Origin of the sequence: Rhizobium oryziradicis (genome assembly GCF_001939045.1) — a bacterium.
GTDB lineage: Bacteria > Pseudomonadota > Alphaproteobacteria > Rhizobiales > Rhizobiaceae > Allorhizobium > Allorhizobium oryziradicis.
Map to the genome: position 1 here is coordinate 149,965 of NZ_MKIM01000021.1, position 17,620 is coordinate 167,584.

A 17,620-nucleotide genomic window follows, 5' to 3' on the forward strand; every position below is an offset into this window, starting at 1 on the left:
GAGAGTATATTTCCATGTTCCGATTTCTACTTGTGCGCATTGCCTCTGCCATACCTTTGCTGTTTGTTCTCAGCGTTGTCACCTTCGCCATCATCAAGGCCCCGCCGGGAGATTATAGCGATTACATCCGCTCCCAGATGATCAATCAGGGCGGAGCATCGTTTGAAGCGGCTGACGCGCAAGCGAAGGCTTATAAAATTGCCAATGGGTTGGATAAGCCGATTCCGGTTCAGTATATCAATTGGATCACGGGCATTGTCACCCGTGGCGATTTTGGCCACAGCCTGTTTTACAACAAACCCGTATCTGAAGTGGTGGGCGAGCGCTTGCCCCGCACATTGGCGCTGGCGCTTGTGTGCCATATCCTCGCCTCTGTCATTGGCATCAGCTTTGGCATTCTGGCCGCAACCCGGCAATATACCTGGGTGGATAGCCTCCTGTCTGGCATTTCCTTTCTGGGCATGACCGTGCCGCGCTTTTTGATGGCGCTGATCATAGTCTACATTCTGGTGTTCCATTTCAACGTCACGGAAATCAACAGCTTCAATTCTGCGAGGTACAGTGGTGCGACGTGGTCGTTTGGCAAATTTGTGGACCTGTTGCAGCATGTGTGGCCGGTGATTGCCATCGCCACTTTTGGTGGGCTGGCCTATAATATGCGGGTCATGCGCGGCAATTTGCTGGATACGCTAAACGCGCAATATGTGGAAACCGCCCGCGCCAAAGGCCTCAGCGAACGGCAGGTGATTTTGCGTCACGCGGTGCCAAATGCGCTGCATCCGCTGATCATGTATCAGGGCGTGGTGCTGCCCTATATGCTGACCGGCGAAATCGAAACGGCGATCATCTTTGCCCTGCCCACCGTTGGCCCCGCCATTGTCGGCTCCATGTGGGTTGGCGATGTCTATGTCACCGCAACCTTCATGCTGGTTTTGTCAGCAACCCTGATTGTCGGCAATATCATTGCCGACATGCTGTTGGCGCTTCTTGATCCACGGGTAAGATTGGGCGGAGGGGCGCACGCATGAAAGCCGATGTTCAAACCATAGCGATGTCTTCTTCCACCCACGAACACCACAACGAAACCTATATGGCACTGGTCTGGCGACGTCTTCGGCGCTCATGGACCGGGATGATGGGCCTTGTGCTTGTCTGCCTGCTGATGTTGATGGTGGTGTTTGCCGAGTTTTTTGCACCTGTTGATCCAAAGCTGACAGGCACAGCTTTCGCGCCACCACAGACAATCAGCATCACCGATCAGCAAGGCCATCTTGTCTGGCCACGCACTTATCCGCTGAGTGAAGGAACGACACTTGATCCCATCACCTTCCAGCCACTGTCAGGGCCGGATTATGAACATCCGGTCACTCTTGGCTTTTTCGTCAAGGGGTTCAGCTACAATCTGCTGGGTGTTCTGCCCACCGACCGCCATTTCTTCGGGGCCACAGATGGCACGCCGATCAACTTTCTCGGCACGGATAAATTTGGCCGCGATGTTCTATCACGTATCTTTTACGGCTCTCGTGTATCTCTGATGATCGCGCTCACGGTGGTGTTTATCGTCACTGTGGTCGGCACAACGGTTGGCATGGTCTCGGGCTATTATGGTGGCCGGTTTGATACATGGATGCAGCGTTTTGTGGAGCTGGTTTTGGCCTTTCCGCAATTGCCGCTCTATCTGGCGCTGACATCGCTGATCCCGGTCACCGCCCCCACCAATGTGTTTTTGGGCTTTGTTATCGTGGTTATGTCGGCGCTGGGTTGGGCGCAAATGTCGCGTGAGGTGCGGGGCAAAACATTGGCCTTGGCACGTATTGATTATGTGCGGGCTGCCATGGCCATTGGGGCCACAGACCGGCGCATCATCTTGCAGCATATTTTTCCCAATGTGATGAGCCATGTGATTGTCTCTGTCACGCTGGCTATTCCGAGCGTAGTGCTTTTGGAATCCTTCCTTGGCTTTCTGGGCTTTGCGGTCAAACCGCCGCTGATTTCCTGGGGCCTGATGTTGCAAGATACCTCCACCTATTCCGTCATTGGCTCCTATCCATGGATCCTGTCTCCCGTGGCTTTCGTGCTGATCACCGTCTTTGCGTTCAATGCGCTCGGCGATGGCTTGCGCGACGCCGTTGACCCCTATTGAGGAGGCCCCATCATGGCACAAACCGTCCAAACCTTGGCACCTGACCAACGGCACGATCACACAAGCCATAGCGACAGCCCCATTATTGATGCCCGCCAACTGGCCGTGTCTTTCAAGGTGGAAGGCGGCGTGGTTGAGGCAGTCAGGAATGTCTCCTTTCAGCTCTATCGCGGTGAAACCATTGCTGTTGTTGGCGAATCCGGTTCTGGAAAATCGGTTACGGCCCGCAGCATCATGGGGCTGTTGACCAAGCGCGCCACCTTGTCAGCCCATTCCAGCATTGCCTATGATGAGCAAAACATCCTGAAATTCTCGGATCGTCAGCGCCGGGGCTTACGTGGCAACCGGATTTCGATGATTTTTCAAGAGCCGATGAGCTCGCTCAATCCGGTTTACACCATCGGCGCACAGATCGCGGAAGCCATCCGCGTGCACCAGAAAATGAGCAACAAGCAGGCGATGGCGCGCGCACTGGAGCTGTTGCGGCAGGTGCAAATCCCGGAGCCGGAGGCCCGGATCAACCAATATCCGCATCAATTGTCCGGCGGGCAGCGTCAGCGCATCATGATTGCCATGGCGCTGGCCAACAACCCGGATGTGCTGATTGCCGATGAACCTACCACGGCACTGGATGTGACGGTGCAGGCGCAAGTTCTCAACCTGATCCGCGATCTGCAAAAAAGCCTCGGCATGGCCGTGATCCTGATCACTCACGATCTCACCGTTGTTCGGCAATTTTCAGACTATGTCTATGTGATGCAAAACGGCGAGGTGAAGGAACACAACACCACAACGGCGTTGTTTGAAAACCCGCAGCATGCCTACACGCGCCATCTGCTGGCATCAGAACCAAAGGGCATGGCCAATCCCATGCCGGTGGGTTCCGCCACGATTCTCGAAGGGCGCGATGTGCGCGTGTCTTTCATGCTCAAACACGGCGGCTTTTTCAAACCGCAGTTGAAAGAACTTGTGGCCGTCAACGGCTTGTCCATCACCCTGCATCGCCATGAAACCCTGGGGCTGGTGGGCGAGAGCGGCTCTGGCAAAACCACCTTTGGTCAGGCGCTGGTAAAGCTGATGAATGCGGAAAGCGGCACCATCCTGTTTGATGGCCAAGCCATCGAGAACAACAGCCGCGAACAGATGCGGCCTTTGCGCTCCCGTATGCAGGTGGTGTTTCAAGACCCGTTTTCCTCGCTCAACCCACGCATGTCGGTGGGCCAGATCATCGAGGAAGGCTTGATTGTCAACACTATTGGCGCAAGCCGCAGTGAGCGGCTGGACAGGGTGCGCGAGGCGCTGATCAGCGCAGGCATGCCCGGCAACATCCTGTCACGTTTTCCGCATGAGTTTTCCGGTGGTCAGCGCCAGCGCATTGCCATTGCGCGGGCGGTGGCGCTGGAGCCGGAATTCATCCTTCTGGATGAGCCGACATCGGCGCTGGATCTCTCCGTTCAGGCCCAGATCATCGACCTGTTGCGCAAGCTGCAGGACGAAAAGGGCTTGAGCTATCTCTTCATCTCCCACGATCTCAAGGTTGTTCGCGCCCTTTGCCACCGGGTTGCGGTGATGCAGTCTGGGCAGATCGTTGAGCAAGGCCCCGTGGAAGATATTCTGAACAACCCGCAAACCGCCTACACGCAACGGCTCGTCAGAGCAGCCTTTGATGTGGCCACCTGATCCTAAGACAGCGAGACAAATATCATGACAAAACAGCCCAAAATCACCTTTATCGGTGCCGGTTCCACCGTGTTTATGAAAAACATTATTGGCGATGTGTTGCAGCGCCCGGCGCTGTCGGATGCAAAAATTGCGCTGATGGATATCAACCCGCAGCGTCTGGAGGAAAGCGAGGTTGTTGCCAGAAAGCTGATTTCCACCCTCGGTGCAACAGCAACCGTTGAGACCTTTGCCGATCAGCGCAAAGCACTGGATGGGGCCAATTTCGTGGTCGTCGCTTTTCAGATCGGCGGTTATGAGCCTTGCACGGTGACCGATTTCGAAGTGCCGAAAAAATACGGATTGCGCCAGACCATTGCCGATACATTGGGCGTGGGCGGCATCATGCGCGGTTTGCGCACCGTGCCGCATCTGTGGAGCATTTGCGAAGATATGATGCAGGTCTGCCCACAGGCCATCATGCTGCAATATGTCAACCCGATGGCCATCAACACTTGGGCAATATCTGAGAAATATCCGGCGATCAAACAGGTTGGCCTGTGCCATTCGGTGCAGGGAACGGCGATGGAACTGGCAGAAGACCTCTCCATTCCCTATGAGGAAATCCGCTATCGCTCGGCTGGCATCAACCACATGGCGTTTTACCTCAATTTTGAGCACCGCCAGCCCGATGGCTCTTATCGTGATCTCTATCCCGATCTGCTGCGCGGCTATCGTGAAGGCCGGGCACCCAAGCCGACCTGGAACCCGCGCTGCCCCAACAAGGTACGCTATGAAATGCTGACGCGGTTGGGTTATTTCGTCACCGAAAGCTCGGAGCATTTCGCCGAATACACGCCCTATTTCATCAAGGAAGGCCGTGAGGATCTGATTGAAAAATTCGGCATTCCGCTGGATGAATATCCCAAGCGCTGCATTGAGCAGGTCGAGCGCTGGAAAGATCAGGCCGCGGCCTATCGCTCGGCCGATAGCATCGAGGTCAAGCAATCCAAGGAATATGCCTCATCGATCATCAACTCCGTCTGGACGGGCGAACCCTCGGTGATTTATGGCAACCTGCGCAACAATGGCTGCATCACCTCGCTGCCGAACAATTGCGCGGTGGAAGTGCCCTGCCTTGTGGATGATAACGGCATTCAGCCCACCCATGTCGGTGCCCTGCCACCGCAACTCACGGCGCTGATGCGCACCAATATCAATGTGCAGGAACTCACAGTGGCCGCCTTGATGAGCGAAAACCCCGAACACCTTTATCATGCCGCGATGATGGACCCGCACACAGCCGCCGAGCTTGATCTTGACCAGATCTGGTCGCTGACGACAGATCTGTTGCGCGCGCATGATCAGTGGATTCCCGAATGGGCGCGTGTTGCAGCGGCCCAGTGATGGTGTTTTCGTCAATGTGGTGCAACACGTTTAATCTGCTGTATAATTTTCACCTGAAATCGATGCCGATGTAAGGAATTATGCCGAAGCTCCGCATTGAGAATAGAAGGTTTCTGGGCGTTTGAGGATGAAAAGCCAGGGGGCTGAGCGACCTCGTCCAGAAACCTTTCCGGGTGTCCGTCGCCAATCCATGGCGTTCGGCTCCATGGCGTTTGGCGGGGATTAAGCGCATCTCTCAACTCCAGCGTGGCGGCGCGCCGATGTAATTTTTGAGCGCCTCTGTAAAGGTCCTGACTTTGGCAGAGGGCACTTGCAGCGCCCGAAGAAGGTAAATCGCGGACGGCCTTTCATTCCACCACGGGCCCGATAGCGAAATTGACACAAGATCCCCGGTGCGGACCGAAGGTCCTGAGACCCAACTCGGCAGAAACGCGATCCCCATACCGGCAATCGCCGATCCATTGAGTGCTTCAAAATCGTCGGATCGAAAGATAACCCGTTCGCCCGCCTCTCCTGCGGGTGTACCGAGAATATCTGCCCAACCAAGAAGATCATGGCCGTGGAGCTTATCGAGAAGACGATGCTGGCGAAGTGCCTCCGCCGTTTCCGGCACACCATGCTGTTCAAGATAGGCAGGACTCGCGACGATCATGCGATCAAGAGGTGCCAGCCTGGTGGCAATGAGAGAGCTGTCCTTCAACTCTCCCATTCTCACCACCACATCAAGGCGCTCTGCAACCGGATCGGCCAGCCGCTCGGTCAAATCCAGCTCGACATCCAAGCTCGGGTGCTGCTGCGCGAGCGCTGCAACAACGGGGATGACGTAGCGTTTTCCAAAGGTCGGGAAGCAGGCAATCCTGAGCGTGCCGCTGACGACACTGTCAAATGCGGCGACCTCGGCATGCGTGTCGGCGAGATCATCAAGCAGGCGCTGTGATCTCTCAAAAAGATGACGTCCCGCATCCGTCAAAGCCAGCGCCCGTGTTGATCGCACGAGGAGAGACACGCCGAGATCCTGTTCAAGGGCGTCGATCTGCCGAACAACCGCCGAAGGCGTAACAGCACGCCTGCGAGACGCCGCAGAAAAGCTTCCAGCACGGACGACATCGACGTAAACCGCCAGATATTCTGCAAAGCGCGGATCTTTCATCTTTGCCTACAACGCAAAACCGTTTCGACCATTTCGTTCGTTATCATCTGCAATCATTCGGTGCACTGTCCTTCTCGTCAACGGGCGGTCAGCCCATCAAACAGAAGGAACACTGCCATGGTCAAGGTCCTTGATACCATTCTCTCCCAATCGGCCTATTCTGCGGAGATCGACGTTCCGTTGGAAAAAATCGATATTGCCGATTGGCTTTTCACGCTGCCTGAAGCCGAATATCTCCGCTGCTGCGCTCCAGATCACATTGCAGCAGGCTTAACCTGGACGGACGACGGCCGCCGCATGTCCATCAATGTCGAGCAGATCGGCTCAGGCCTCGTCGTTCAGCATTATGTGGCCGAGGTTGCCGAGCCAGCCTATTGTCGGATGAACTCTATTTCGGATGTTTTCACCGCCCATGGTCGCACGCAGGTCAATGTTGTTTGGGAGCTTATTGCCGAGAGGATTGATGATCGCACGACACGCTACACAAACAAGGTCACGGCTCACCCTACGGATGTCTTCATGCGTTTTATCGAAGACCAGGGTGTGCGTTTTGAAGATGCGGCCGCGGCCCGTCAGGCCGCGGGCGGCGATCATAACCGCAGAGAGACCCCTCTTTTTGCAGCGAGTATCGGCAGGCGTGCCCGCTCGTCCAAGGGTTGATCGTCAAACGCTCTCGCGCCAAATTGATCACGCCATTGCGTGGCGCGGGTATCGACGTCAGCCTCAGAGCGCTGAGACCATAAAATAAACATATCCGTTTGAGACGCGCATAAACGCTGAAAAGCAGCCACAATGCCCCATCATGGTCATTGTGGCTGCGCTGACGGGCACGTTGCTATCTGCGGGATACATTGGCGGATTGGCGACGTGCTTTCCTTTTGTTGCCAAAAACCATATTTGTTTTGCCAACGTCCTGCAGATAACCCGACACGATGAATTGGATCTAAGTGGAATGCGTAAATGTTATGGCTTGCTTGGTGTGTTTTTGGCAATCACATCCTCGACATATGCAATGGCTGCGGCAGCGCCACAGCCATTGATGCCGCTGAAGGAACAAGCGCAAGCCGCTGAGCTGAGCGCGCAATTTCTTGGGCGATTTAGCTATAGACCCATTCCGCTCGACGATGCCCTGTCTGCCAAAATTCTGGACCGATTTATCAAATCCCTGGATCCGGACCGCATGATATTTCTTCAAGCGGACATTGATGGTTTTATGGCCAACAGCACCAAGATTGATGACGCCATCAAGCAGGGAGACCTGCATATCCCGTTTTCGATTTTTAACGTCTACGACCAGCGCATCATCGAGCGAATGAATTATGCGCGCAGCCTTCTCAAGCAGAATTTTGATTTCAGCGTGAAGGAAGATTATTCCTTCCTGCGCGATAAAAGCCCCTGGTTCCAATCTGAAGCCGAGAGAGATGATTTTTGGCGCAAGCGCGTCAAAGGCGATTGGTTGCGCCTGAAGCTGACGGGCAAGACTGACGCTGCCATTCGCGACATACTCGACAAACGCTATCAGAGCTCGCTTGAGCGTGTTTCCAAATACAAGAGCGATGACGTTTTTCAGTCATTCATGGATGCTTTCACAAATTCTGTTGATCCGCATACAGATTATTTTGGTGCGCGCGCATCAGCAGAATTCGACATTTCCATGAAGCTTTCCCTGGTCGGTATCGGTGCGGTGTTGCAGGAACGCAATGACTATACGACGATCCGTGAGCTGATCGCCGGTGGCCCGGCACAATTATCGGGCAAGCTCGCGGTGGGAGATCGGATTGTCGGCGTTGGTCAAGGCGAAGACGGTCCCATCAAGGAAGTGGTCGGCATGCGTCTTGACGAGATCGTGCAGATGATCAGAGGCACCAAGGATTCCGTCGTGCGGCTGGATATCTTGCCCGCAGAGGCCGGACCGGAAGGCATTCATCGGGTCATCAGTCTGACGCGCGACAAAATCAGCCTCGATAAGCAGGCCGCCAAGAAAACCATTCTGTCTGTTAAAGATGGAGATGCCACACGCAAAATTGGCGTGATCACGCTTCCAGCCTTTTATGAGGATTTCGAAGCGCGGATGAACGGCGACAAGGATTACAAAAGCGCAAGTCGCGATGTTGCCAAGCTGCTTGGCGAACTGAAGCAGGAAAACGCCGATGGCGTGGTGATTGACCTGCGCAATAATGGTGGCGGCTCGCTGACCGAAGCGGTTGATTTGACGGGCCTATTCATTGGCAAGGGTCCGGTGGTTCAGCAACGCGGTGCCGACGGCGCGGTCAAGGTAGAACGCGACGATCTTCCCGCCCCCGCCTGGACTGGTCCCGTTGACGTTTTGATTAATCGTGGCTCGGCTTCCGCTTCCGAGATCTTTGCAGCAGCGATTCAGGACTATGGGCGCGGCCTGATTATCGGCGAACCCAGCTTCGGCAAAGGCACGGTGCAAACCGTGGTCAATCTTGATCAGGTGGCCAACAACAACAAACCGAAATTCGGCGAGCTGAAATTGACAATTGCTCAGTTTTTCCGCGTCAACGGCGGTACAACGCAGTTGCGGGGCGTGACGCCGGATATCACTTTGCCGGGCCTGTATGATCCGAAAACCTTCGGTGAAACAAGCTATGAAAATGCGCTGCCATGGACACAGATCAAGCCTGTGACCTATACGCCTGTTGGCACGATAGCGGCGCGACTGCCGCAACTGCAACGCCTCCACGAGGAGCGTGTGCGCAGCGATCCGGATTTTCAGCGGTTTATTGACGATATCGCAGAACTGCAGGCGCTTCGCGAAAAAGGCGTTGTCTCGCTCAACGAAACCGAGCGCAAAAATGAGTTGGCGGCTCAGGCAAGCCGCCTCAAGGCGCGACAGAAAATAGATGACGGTGTTGATCTCGGCAATGACGATGGCATGCAATCTGATGAGCGCAGCCTGAGCGCTGACATTGCCCTTGAAACGGCCCGCAAGAATGCAAAGGACGTGTTGCTGAACGAAGCCGCTGCAATCCTTGCCGATGATATAGGCTTGCAAAAGCAGTAGAACAGACCGGTGCGAACGGGGGTGGAATACCAGAAGCCATTGGAAATGGCCTTGGTATTCCCCACCAGTCCGCACATGCCATATGCCTTTGAGCGCCCCCCTCCAGCAACCACACACCCGCCAGTAACTCCACAACAACGCGACCCTGTCCAATAGCGCGCGGGGTGATTTCCGCCGCCAGTTCGGCGGTGACGAAGAAGATGCCGTTGGGCATTTCCTGTCAGGGTACCTTGTCCAGCGATGCCAAGGACAGCGCCATGAAAGGTGCATTCTCCTTCAAGTTCTGATGTTCCATACGCTTGATGGCATATGACTGCTATGGATACCGCCGCAGCTTTTGAAAAATAATTGTTCAAAGAGCCAGCCGCTTTGAGATTTATAGGTCAGATATGAAATATTGAAGCGCCGTGCGCGGCCGATAGTCAAACTTGCAAGGTATGCACGCATGAACGGAGTTTTTCCCAGTCTTTGCGCTTGTGGCAGCAGGCTTCGGTCTGCGCGCTGCTGTCAGCTGGAACTTGCAGCACTTGGCCCGTCCGTTGCAAACCGCCATCTTTTGCCATTGGTGGATCAGGCCATTGCATGCCATGCACGGGGTGAGTTCGCGGAGGCGGAACGCTTGTGCCTTGAAGTTCTGGATTTGGTGCCGGGACAAGGAGGGGCGCTGGCCATCCTTTACCAGATCCGCAAGGCCGAAGGTGTGTTGCCGGCGGCCGAAGCACTTCTGCGCAGACTGGTTGCCCTTGATCCAAACAATGTATGGGCAACACAGGAATTGGCCTTGCTGCTGTTTGGCAAGGGTGATTATGGTGAGGCTGAAATCCACGCCAAGAATGCTGTGCGCAGCGCACCAACAGACGCTCAGTCACACAATCTGATGGGCATGATCATGACGGAGGCGAACCGACCGCAGATCGGCGAGTTTCACTACCGTCAGGCATTGCAGCTTCTTGGACATCGGCAACCCATTCTTCTTGCCAATCTGGCCTGGAATTTAAAAAATCAGGGTAAAATGAGCGAGTCGCGGGCGCTTTACGAAGAGTCGACAAAACTGGCACCTGATATGCTGCAAACCTTGCTGGGCTGGGCGCGCATGGAAGAGACCGACCGTGATTTTGCCCGTGCCTACGCCATTCTGGATCAGGCAGAAGCGCTTTTCCCCGGCCATCACAGCATCCTTTTGCACCGCGCCGTTATCCGCGGTCGCGTCAAGGATTATGATACGGCACTGTCGCTTCTCGATCAGTTGGCGCAGCGCAATCAGGGCATGGGTCTGGGCGCCCATGAGCTTTTGGAAAAGGGGCGACTGCTCGACAAGATTGGCCGTTATGACGAGGCATTTTCTGCCTTTACGCAAGGCAAGCGCAAAAATCTCGACATCAGCGGCACCGTTTATATGGCTGATCATGCAGCGCAGCTCGCGCAACGATTAAAAGCGTATTTCACCGCAAACCGATTGAGGATTGTGCCTCGGGCAAAGCCAATCGCGAGCGGGCCACGCCCGATTTTCATTCTCGGGTTTCCACGCTCCGGCACCACGATGGTGGAGCAGACACTCTCAGCGCATCCGAAAATTTCAGCGGGTGACCGACTGACATTCATTCACGATATTACCAATCTGATACCAGGCATGCTCAACAGCCCCCTCACCTATCCAGAGGCCTTGGCGGATCTGTGGATGGGCGATCAATATGATGGTCTCGATAACCTGAGGGATCACTATCTTCAGCGTGTAAAACAGTCAGGCATCATTAAACCCGGATCTACCCGCTTTACCGATAGGATGCCGCTCAACGAGACGCATATGGGGCTGATTGCCCTGATGTTCCCTCAAGCGCCGCTTGTGCACGTGTTGCGCCATCCGCTGGATATTGTCTTATCGGTTTATTCCAACCATCTCACCCACGGCTTCTCCTGCACCAATCAATTAGAGACCATTGCCCAGCATTACGTTCTGGTGATGGACCTTGTTGATCATTACCGACGAGAGATGGCCCTGAAATATATGACGATCCGGTATGAGGATATTATCGACGATCAAGAGACCCATGTTCGCCGCATGCTGTCGTTTGTCGATATGCCCTTTGACGCGCGCTATACCAAAACAGCAAGCTCTGCGCAGGTCACTGAAAAGCTCTGCGATCATTCGCGCTATCGTTATCGGCATTACCTGAAGCACTTGCAGCCGGTCATTCCAATCCTTGAGCCGATCATCCACCGACTGGGTTATTCCATCAATGACTGACGTTCAACCGCTTATAACAGGCTCAGGCCAGCCCGCCGTGACACGCAGTGTGGAAGAATGGATCGCAGAAGCGATGTCTCTGGAACAGGCCGGCCGCCCGGATGACGCGGAACAGATTATCGCTTTTGTTTTGCGTGAAAAGCCCGATGACGTTCAGGCACTGTTTCAGGCCTCACTCCTGTCCTGCAAAAGAAAGCAGATGCCGCAAGCCATCGAGCGTTTGCAACGAGCGCTGACACTTGCGCCCGACGAACCACGCTTGCACCGCAATATGTGTGAGCTTTGCCGCAGCCAATTGCAGCTTGATAAGGCCCTTTTTCATGGCCAACGCGCTGTGGAACTGGCACCGGATGACGCAAATACCCATTACAATCTGGGCGTTGTGCATTACGACCGTATGGAGATTGAAGCGGCGATTGTCTGCGCAAGGCGCGCGCTCGCTCTTGATCCAACCATGGCATCCGCACATTTCGAACTGGCGGAAGCACTGCTGCTGAACGGCGCGTTTGCAGAGGGCTGGGAGGAATATGAATGGCGGTTTGACATGCCGAATTCGCCACAGCTTTTGCCACCAACACACCGGCCGTTATGGGACGGCACACCGATGCCGAATGGCACCTTGCTGCTGATTGGCGATCAGGGCTTTGGCGATACAATTCAATTTTGCCGCTACATACCAGAAGCAGCAGCGCGCTGCCCGAATATCATCATGGCCTGCAGTGCCGAGATGAAGCCAATCGTGATGCAGCAAAAGAGCGGAATGCAGTATGTTGACCGCTGGGATCAGGTGCCGACATTTGATGCCTATTGCCCGCTTTCGGGGCTGCCGCGTCTTTTCAAGACTGATCTCAACGCGATTCCCACACCGATCCCTTATCTCAGGCCCGAGGCGGCCAAGTTAGCCTATTGGCGCGCCCGCCTGGAGCAACTGATCCCGCGCGGCTATCAATCCGTCGGTATCGCTTGGGCGGGCAGGCCAACCCATGGAAATGATTATAACCGTTCCATGGCCTTGCGCGATCTTGCACCTTTAAGCCAATTGAACAACACGGTATTGGTGTCATTGCAGATGGGACCAGCCATCGCCCAGATTTCAGATTATTATGGCGCTGCTCCGCTGATCAATCTCGGCACTGAGATTGCAGATTTTACAGATACGATGGCAATCCTTGCGGTTATTGATCACATGGTGGCCGTGGACACGTCCATTGTGCATCTGGCCGGAGCCATGGGACGCCCAGTCTCTGTCCTGTTGCCTTTTGCGCCGGATTGGCGGTGGCTGCGGGACCGCAACGATAGCCCCTGGTATCCGAGCGTGCAGCTGTTTCGCCAGCGCAAAAGTGGGGTCTGGAGCGAGCCAGTCCATGCAATTGCGCACAGCTTGCAAGCCAGCACGAGATCTTGAAGCATCACGTTCAGCACCAAAGCTTTAAAGACGACCGGCAAACCATCAAGAGTTTAAAACAAAATGTCCTTGCGCAACTTCCGTGTAGGTGCGTGGCGGCATCATGTGGTTGATCGAACGGATCGGACTTTTCAGCTCGTCATTGTCCACAGAGGCCCTGATGCGGCGTCTGTCTGGGTCTGGAACCGGAACAGCCGCCATCAATTTTCGGGTATAGGGATGGGCGGGATTTCCAAAGACAGAGGCGCGCGGCCCAATCTCGACAATTTCACCGAGATACATCACCGCCACCCGATGGCTGACCCGCTCAACCACGGCCATGTCGTGGCTGATAAACAAAAACGCAAGGCCGAGGCTTTGTTGCAGGTCCAGCATCAGGTTGACCACCTGCGCTTTCACCGACACATCCAGCGCCGATACGCTTTCATCGGCAACAATCACCTTTGGCGCAAGCGCCAAAGCGCGGGCAATGCAGATGCGTTGCCGTTGGCCGCCGGAAAATTCATGCGGGTAGCGCTTTGCCATATCGGCGGTTAGACCAACCTTGGTTAGCAAATCAGCGACCACCTCCTTGGCCTGGGCGGCGGTGCCCATTTTATGTTCAAGATAAGGCTCGGCAATGGCCGCTCCCACTGTCATGCGCGGGTTGAGGCTGGCAAATGGGTCTTGAAAAATCATCTGCACGGATTTTCGCAAAATCCGCATGTCATGCTTTGGCAGTGAGAGAATATCTCGGCCTTCCACCATCACTGAGCCGCTATCGGGCTCAATCAGGCGCAGAAGTGCCCGGCCGGTGGTGGATTTACCGCAACCGGACTCGCCCACCAGTGACAGGGTTTCTCCGGCCATGAGATCAAAAGACACGTTTTCGACCGCATGAACACGTCCGGTCAAGCGGCCAAACAGGCCCGTGTGAATATCAAAGCGCTTCACCAGATCCTTGACTTGTAACACCGGCACAGCATGACTTTGCACCGTATCGCCGACCTCGGTGGTTTCCCCGGCAACTCCTGTCACCGGGTCAACAAAAGGAAAACGGACGGGCCGCTCAAAGGCTCTCAGTGATCCCAGCACCGGCACCGCCCCCAGCAGGGCGCGCGTATAGGGATGCTGACCATGGCGGAAAATGTCTTTGGTTGTGCCCATTTCCACCTGCTCACCGCGATACATGACAACGGTGCGATCAGCAATTTCGGCCACCACGCCCATATCATGGGTGATGAACAAAACCGACGTGCCTTCCTCTTCCTGCAACAGCTTGATCAGATCCAGAATCTGACCCTGAATGGTGACATCCAGCGCTGTGGTCGGCTCATCGGCAATCAACAGCTTGGGCTTCAGCGCAAGCGCCATGGCAATCATCACCCGCTGGCGCATACCGCCAGACAGTTGATGCGGATAATCATCAAAACGGCTTGCGGCTGACGGAATCCGTACCTTATCCAGAAGCCGGATGGTCTCTAAGCGAGCCTCTGCCACACTCATATGTGTGTGGCAGAGGAGCGCCTCCGAAATCTGATCGCCAATCGTGAACAGCGGGTTGAGGCTGGTCATTGGTTCTTGAAAGATCATCGCCACATCCGCGCCGCGTACCTTTCGCATCTCGTTTTCCGGCAAGGCCAGAAGATCGCGCCCGTCCAGCAGCACACGCCCTGTCACGCGGCTCATGGCTGGTGGCAGAAGCCGCATGATGGAAAGTGAGGTGACGCTTTTGCCAGAACCGCTTTCCCCGACAATTGCCACGGTTTCGGCAGGCTTGACCGAAAAAGACATGTCCCGAACCACGGATTTCCATTGTCCATCCACCAGAAACGAGGTGGTCAGGTTTTCGACAGCAAGAACAGGAGCCGTGGTTGTGGGCGATACGGTCTGGGGAAGGGTCATGGAATACCTCTTTCGGTGAGATCAATCAGGCCAGCGCAACAGGGCATCAAAGCGATGGCGGCCCCATTCCTCATGCGGTGTATCAAGCACCTCGTTGGATGCCCGCGCCTTGTCGAGTTCTTCAATCAGGCGCTGGCGCACAATGACCTCTTGCCCCGGATGCAAATTGCAGGGATCGAGATAGAAATAATGATGCTCGGCCTCGTGATCACGAACGATGATCGGGGGCGTGCCGCGTGCAAGTGCTCCGGCCAGATCATAGGCGCTGATATGCGCCTCTTGCGCAGACAAGATCACCCGCAAGCGATCCAGCGGATTTTGGGTCGGGTCTGGCTCAATCAGCGCCGTCACGCCGGGGCGACCATCCAGCGCCTCTTTCCACAGATGCAGGTAGCCGGTTTCACGCGCCCGCACGGCAGCATGGTCGCGCTTTTCCCAAGCTTCCAGTGCCGCCATGACGCCAAAGATGCTTTCCTTGCCCACCTTCATGCCACGGCCAATGCCCTTGTTTTGCAAATAGGCATGACGCACCAGATCTTTTCGCCCGGCCACAATGCCCGATGTGGGCCCGCCTAGGAATTTATGGCCGGAGTATAGAACAATATCTGCGCCCTGATCCAGAAACGTCCGCAGGTCATATTCGGATGCGGCATCGACGATCACCGGCACACCGCGTGCATGGGCAATCTCGACAAATTCCTTCAAATGCAACAGGCCGTAATGCACCACATGGTGAGAGACAACGTAAACGGCGGCAGCGGTGTTTTCGGTCATGGCGTTTTCCATGTGATAGCGATGGGCAGATGTGGCCTGCCCCACCACCACGACTTTGCCGCCAGCAATGCGAATTGATTGCTCAACCGGTGCACCGTAATCGACCAGATGGCCCATCTGCACCAGAACTTCGTTCTTGGGTGTGGTCACATCGGGTAGTTTTTCAACCGCCAGAAGATCGGGCCCAGTGATGGTGCCGGCCACAGCAAGGCTGAGGCCTGCCGCACAGGATGCGGTGACAAAGCCAGCCTCGGCACCGGTCAGCCGCGCAATAATCGCACTGGCCTTGCGCTGAAGATCGTTCATCTCGACAAATTGCGGCAAAATGGCTGTCATGGCGGCAATGGCCTCTGGCACCACAATGGATGCTCCAAGGCTGGTCATAGTGCCAGAGACGTTGATCACGGGGCGTAGGCCAATCTCAGTTCTAATATCATGTGTCATGTGCGTTTCCATTGTCTTAGGCGAATGTCTTGGGCGAAGGTGTGGGGAACTCCCCCTCATTTCTACAATCGACAGCTATGCCGTTATAATGTAATAGGCAGTCATTCGGTGAAGGATTTTTCGATGAAGACCAAGGCACGTGCGGCACAAATGCCCAATGACGACCAGCCCGTTGAGCAAAGCGCTGTGCCTGAACGGCGCTCGCGGGTGAGCGGCATGGACCGCGCCTTGCAGGTGCTGGATCATCTTTACACCACCGGCGCTCCCGTGGGGCCTTATGCTATTGCCAAGGCCGTTGGTGCGCCGCTCTCCACCATTTACACCATTATTGATGATATGGTGGACAAGAACATGCTGACCCGCGATGGCGATGGTGCCATCTGGCTTGGGCCACGGCTCTATCATTACGGCCTTGCCTATTCGCGCTCGCTGGATTTCATCGGCATTGCCACGCAGGAAATGCATGATCTGTGCCGCGAAGCGGGTGAAACCGTGCAGGTGTGCGGGCGCGATGACGACCATATGCTGGTGCTGGCCATGGCTGAGGGTCCGAGCCATTTTCAGGTGGCCTCGCGTGTCGGCACCCGTGTTCCACTCAATTGGACCGCCTCTGGCCGTCTGCTGGTCGGGCATCTGACTGAGAAAGACCGTCTGGAGCTTTTCCGCCATTGCGCACGCTCCTCGCCAACCGGCCGTGCTGAGATTGATGCGCAAACGCTCTCCAATGCCGCAGCCCAGGCGTTTGAAAACCGCCTTTCCATTCAGGCGGGCGAGTCCGATTATGCGGTCGCCTGCATTGCCTCGCCGATCTGCGATCGCGATGGGGCTTGTGTGGCCACCATCTCGATTGTTCTGCCAGAGCAAAAAGCCTTTTCGGAAGGCAACCCCTATACGGCCTATGTGCAGGCCTCGGCAGAGCGGATTGAAAAGCGTATGGGCTGGCGCAGCCATTGAAGAGAGTGTCATCATTCGTGCAGCGCCACGATGGCTTCAATCTCAACGGTGATATTGCCCGGCAGGGAGCCAAAGCCAACAGCCGAGCGGGCATGCTCACCGGCAGGCCCAAACACCTGCATAAACAGGTCCGAACAGCCATTGATGACCTGCGGATGATCGCGAAACTCTGGCGTGGCATTGACCATGCCGAGCAGTTTGACAATCTTGCGCACCCGCGCAAGATCGCCCAGCGCGTCATGCATCACGGCAATCAGGTTGATGCCGGTCAAGCGCGCGTGGCGATAGGCATCTTCTATCCCCACATCATTGCCCACCTTGCCAGAATATAGATGGCCATCGGCTTCCCGCGGCCCCTGACCGGATAAAAACAGCAGATTGCCCTCGCGCACATGGGTGACGAAATTGGCAATCGGCGGCGGTGACGGCGGCAGAGCAATACCCAAAGCCGCCAGCCGCTCATAGGGTGATTGTGAAAGGTCATGGGTTAAAATCGAAGTCTTGCTCACGCGGTTTCCAATTCTGAT

At 55.5% G+C, this 17,620-nt stretch carries 13 protein-coding genes; 9 read left to right on the forward strand and 4 right to left on the reverse strand.

Annotation, left to right across the window (positions count from 1 at the left end):
* Positions 1 to 14: 14 nt before the first annotated feature.
* Genes BJF95_RS03490 through melA form a run of 4 tightly spaced genes read left to right on the forward strand, consistent with a single transcriptional unit; the run spans position 15 to position 5,209 of the window.
* Complete coding sequence (locus BJF95_RS03490; RefSeq protein ID WP_075638060.1) at positions 15 to 1,028, forward strand: ABC transporter permease; 1,014 nt, start codon at positions 15 to 17, stop codon at positions 1,026 to 1,028.
* Complete coding sequence (locus BJF95_RS03495) at positions 1,025 to 2,143, forward strand: ABC transporter permease (protein WP_075638061.1); 1,119 nt, start codon at positions 1,025 to 1,027, stop codon at positions 2,141 to 2,143. The genes BJF95_RS03490 and BJF95_RS03495 overlap by 4 nt, the downstream gene beginning before the upstream one ends.
* Before the next feature lie 12 nt (positions 2,144 to 2,155).
* A complete protein-coding gene (locus tag BJF95_RS03500; protein WP_075638062.1) occupies positions 2,156 to 3,823 on the forward strand; it encodes an ABC transporter ATP-binding protein in 1,668 nt (555 codons plus the stop codon).
* A gap of 24 nt (positions 3,824 to 3,847) precedes the next feature.
* Positions 3,848 to 5,209, forward strand: coding sequence for an alpha-glucosidase/alpha-galactosidase (gene melA, locus BJF95_RS03505; protein WP_075638063.1), 1,362 nt, complete (start codon positions 3,848 to 3,850; stop codon positions 5,207 to 5,209).
* Between the two features lie 235 nt (positions 5,210 to 5,444).
* On the opposite strand, the gene BJF95_RS03510 is transcribed toward melA, so the two are convergent.
* Positions 5,445 to 6,359, reverse strand: a complete 915-nt coding sequence (locus BJF95_RS03510) for a LysR family transcriptional regulator (protein ID WP_075638064.1) — start codon at positions 6,357 to 6,359, stop codon at positions 5,445 to 5,447.
* A 117-nt stretch (positions 6,360 to 6,476) separates the two neighbouring features.
* Between BJF95_RS03510 and BJF95_RS03515 the strand changes: the two genes are divergently transcribed.
* From BJF95_RS03515 to BJF95_RS03530, 4 genes are all read left to right on the forward strand, one after another.
* Positions 6,477 to 7,019 carry a hypothetical protein gene (locus BJF95_RS03515; RefSeq protein ID WP_075638065.1) on the forward strand — a complete coding sequence of 181 codons (543 nt, stop codon included), beginning with the start codon at positions 6,477 to 6,479 and terminating at the stop codon, positions 7,017 to 7,019.
* A gap of 292 nt (positions 7,020 to 7,311) precedes the next feature.
* A complete protein-coding gene (locus tag BJF95_RS03520) occupies positions 7,312 to 9,387 on the forward strand; it encodes a carboxy terminal-processing peptidase (protein ID WP_075638139.1) in 2,076 nt (691 codons plus the stop codon).
* A gap of 445 nt (positions 9,388 to 9,832) precedes the next feature.
* Positions 9,833 to 11,632, forward strand: a complete 1,800-nt coding sequence (locus tag BJF95_RS03525; protein WP_075638066.1) for a tetratricopeptide repeat-containing sulfotransferase family protein — start codon at positions 9,833 to 9,835, stop codon at positions 11,630 to 11,632.
* The gene (locus BJF95_RS03530; RefSeq protein ID WP_083638674.1) at positions 11,625 to 13,037 is read left to right on the forward strand and encodes a tetratricopeptide repeat protein; all 1,413 of its coding nucleotides are present in this window, start codon (positions 11,625 to 11,627) and stop codon (positions 13,035 to 13,037) included. Before BJF95_RS03525 ends, BJF95_RS03530 begins: the two co-directional genes overlap by 8 nt.
* Before the next feature lie 45 nt (positions 13,038 to 13,082).
* On the opposite strand, the gene BJF95_RS03535 is transcribed toward BJF95_RS03530, so the two are convergent.
* Complete coding sequence (locus BJF95_RS03535; protein WP_075638067.1) at positions 13,083 to 14,921, reverse strand: ABC transporter ATP-binding protein; 1,839 nt, start codon at positions 14,919 to 14,921, stop codon at positions 13,083 to 13,085.
* A 21-nt stretch (positions 14,922 to 14,942) separates the two neighbouring features.
* On the reverse strand, positions 14,943 to 16,139 hold the full coding sequence (locus BJF95_RS03540; RefSeq protein WP_075638068.1) for an aminotransferase class V-fold PLP-dependent enzyme: 1,197 nt from the start codon (positions 16,137 to 16,139) through the stop codon (positions 14,943 to 14,945).
* A 150-nt stretch (positions 16,140 to 16,289) separates the two neighbouring features.
* On the opposite strand from BJF95_RS03540, the gene BJF95_RS03545 reads away from it, so the two are divergent.
* Complete coding sequence (locus tag BJF95_RS03545) at positions 16,290 to 17,093, forward strand: IclR family transcriptional regulator (protein WP_425348670.1); 804 nt, start codon at positions 16,290 to 16,292, stop codon at positions 17,091 to 17,093.
* 11 nt (positions 17,094 to 17,104) lie between these two features.
* On the opposite strand, the gene BJF95_RS03550 is transcribed toward BJF95_RS03545, so the two are convergent.
* Positions 17,105 to 17,602, reverse strand: a complete 498-nt coding sequence (locus BJF95_RS03550) for a RidA family protein (protein ID WP_075638141.1) — start codon at positions 17,600 to 17,602, stop codon at positions 17,105 to 17,107.
* Positions 17,603 to 17,620: the final 18 nt, after the last annotated feature.

Coding starts and splice junctions, on each gene's coding strand:
- BJF95_RS03515 (WP_075638065.1), top strand. CDS start 6,477: ATGGTCAAGGTCCTTGATACCATTCTCTCCCAATCGGCCTATTCTGCG.
- BJF95_RS03530 (WP_083638674.1), top strand. CDS start 11,625: ATGACTGACGTTCAACCGCTTATAACAGGCTCAGGCCAGCCCGCCGTG.
- BJF95_RS03520 (WP_075638139.1), top strand. CDS start 7,312: ATGCGTAAATGTTATGGCTTGCTTGGTGTGTTTTTGGCAATCACATCC.
- BJF95_RS03495 (WP_075638061.1), top strand. CDS start 1,025: ATGAAAGCCGATGTTCAAACCATAGCGATGTCTTCTTCCACCCACGAA.
- BJF95_RS03525 (WP_075638066.1), top strand. CDS start 9,833: ATGAACGGAGTTTTTCCCAGTCTTTGCGCTTGTGGCAGCAGGCTTCGG.
- melA (WP_075638063.1), top strand. CDS start 3,848: ATGACAAAACAGCCCAAAATCACCTTTATCGGTGCCGGTTCCACCGTG.
- BJF95_RS03510 (WP_075638064.1), bottom strand. CDS start 6,359: ATGAAAGATCCGCGCTTTGCAGAATATCTGGCGGTTTACGTCGATGTC.
- BJF95_RS03535 (WP_075638067.1), bottom strand. CDS start 14,921: ATGACCCTTCCCCAGACCGTATCGCCCACAACCACGGCTCCTGTTCTT.
- BJF95_RS03490 (WP_075638060.1), top strand. CDS start 15: ATGTTCCGATTTCTACTTGTGCGCATTGCCTCTGCCATACCTTTGCTG.
- BJF95_RS03540 (WP_075638068.1), bottom strand. CDS start 16,139: ATGACACATGATATTAGAACTGAGATTGGCCTACGCCCCGTGATCAAC.
- BJF95_RS03545 (WP_425348670.1), top strand. CDS start 16,290: ATGCCCAATGACGACCAGCCCGTTGAGCAAAGCGCTGTGCCTGAACGG.
- BJF95_RS03500 (WP_075638062.1), top strand. CDS start 2,156: ATGGCACAAACCGTCCAAACCTTGGCACCTGACCAACGGCACGATCAC.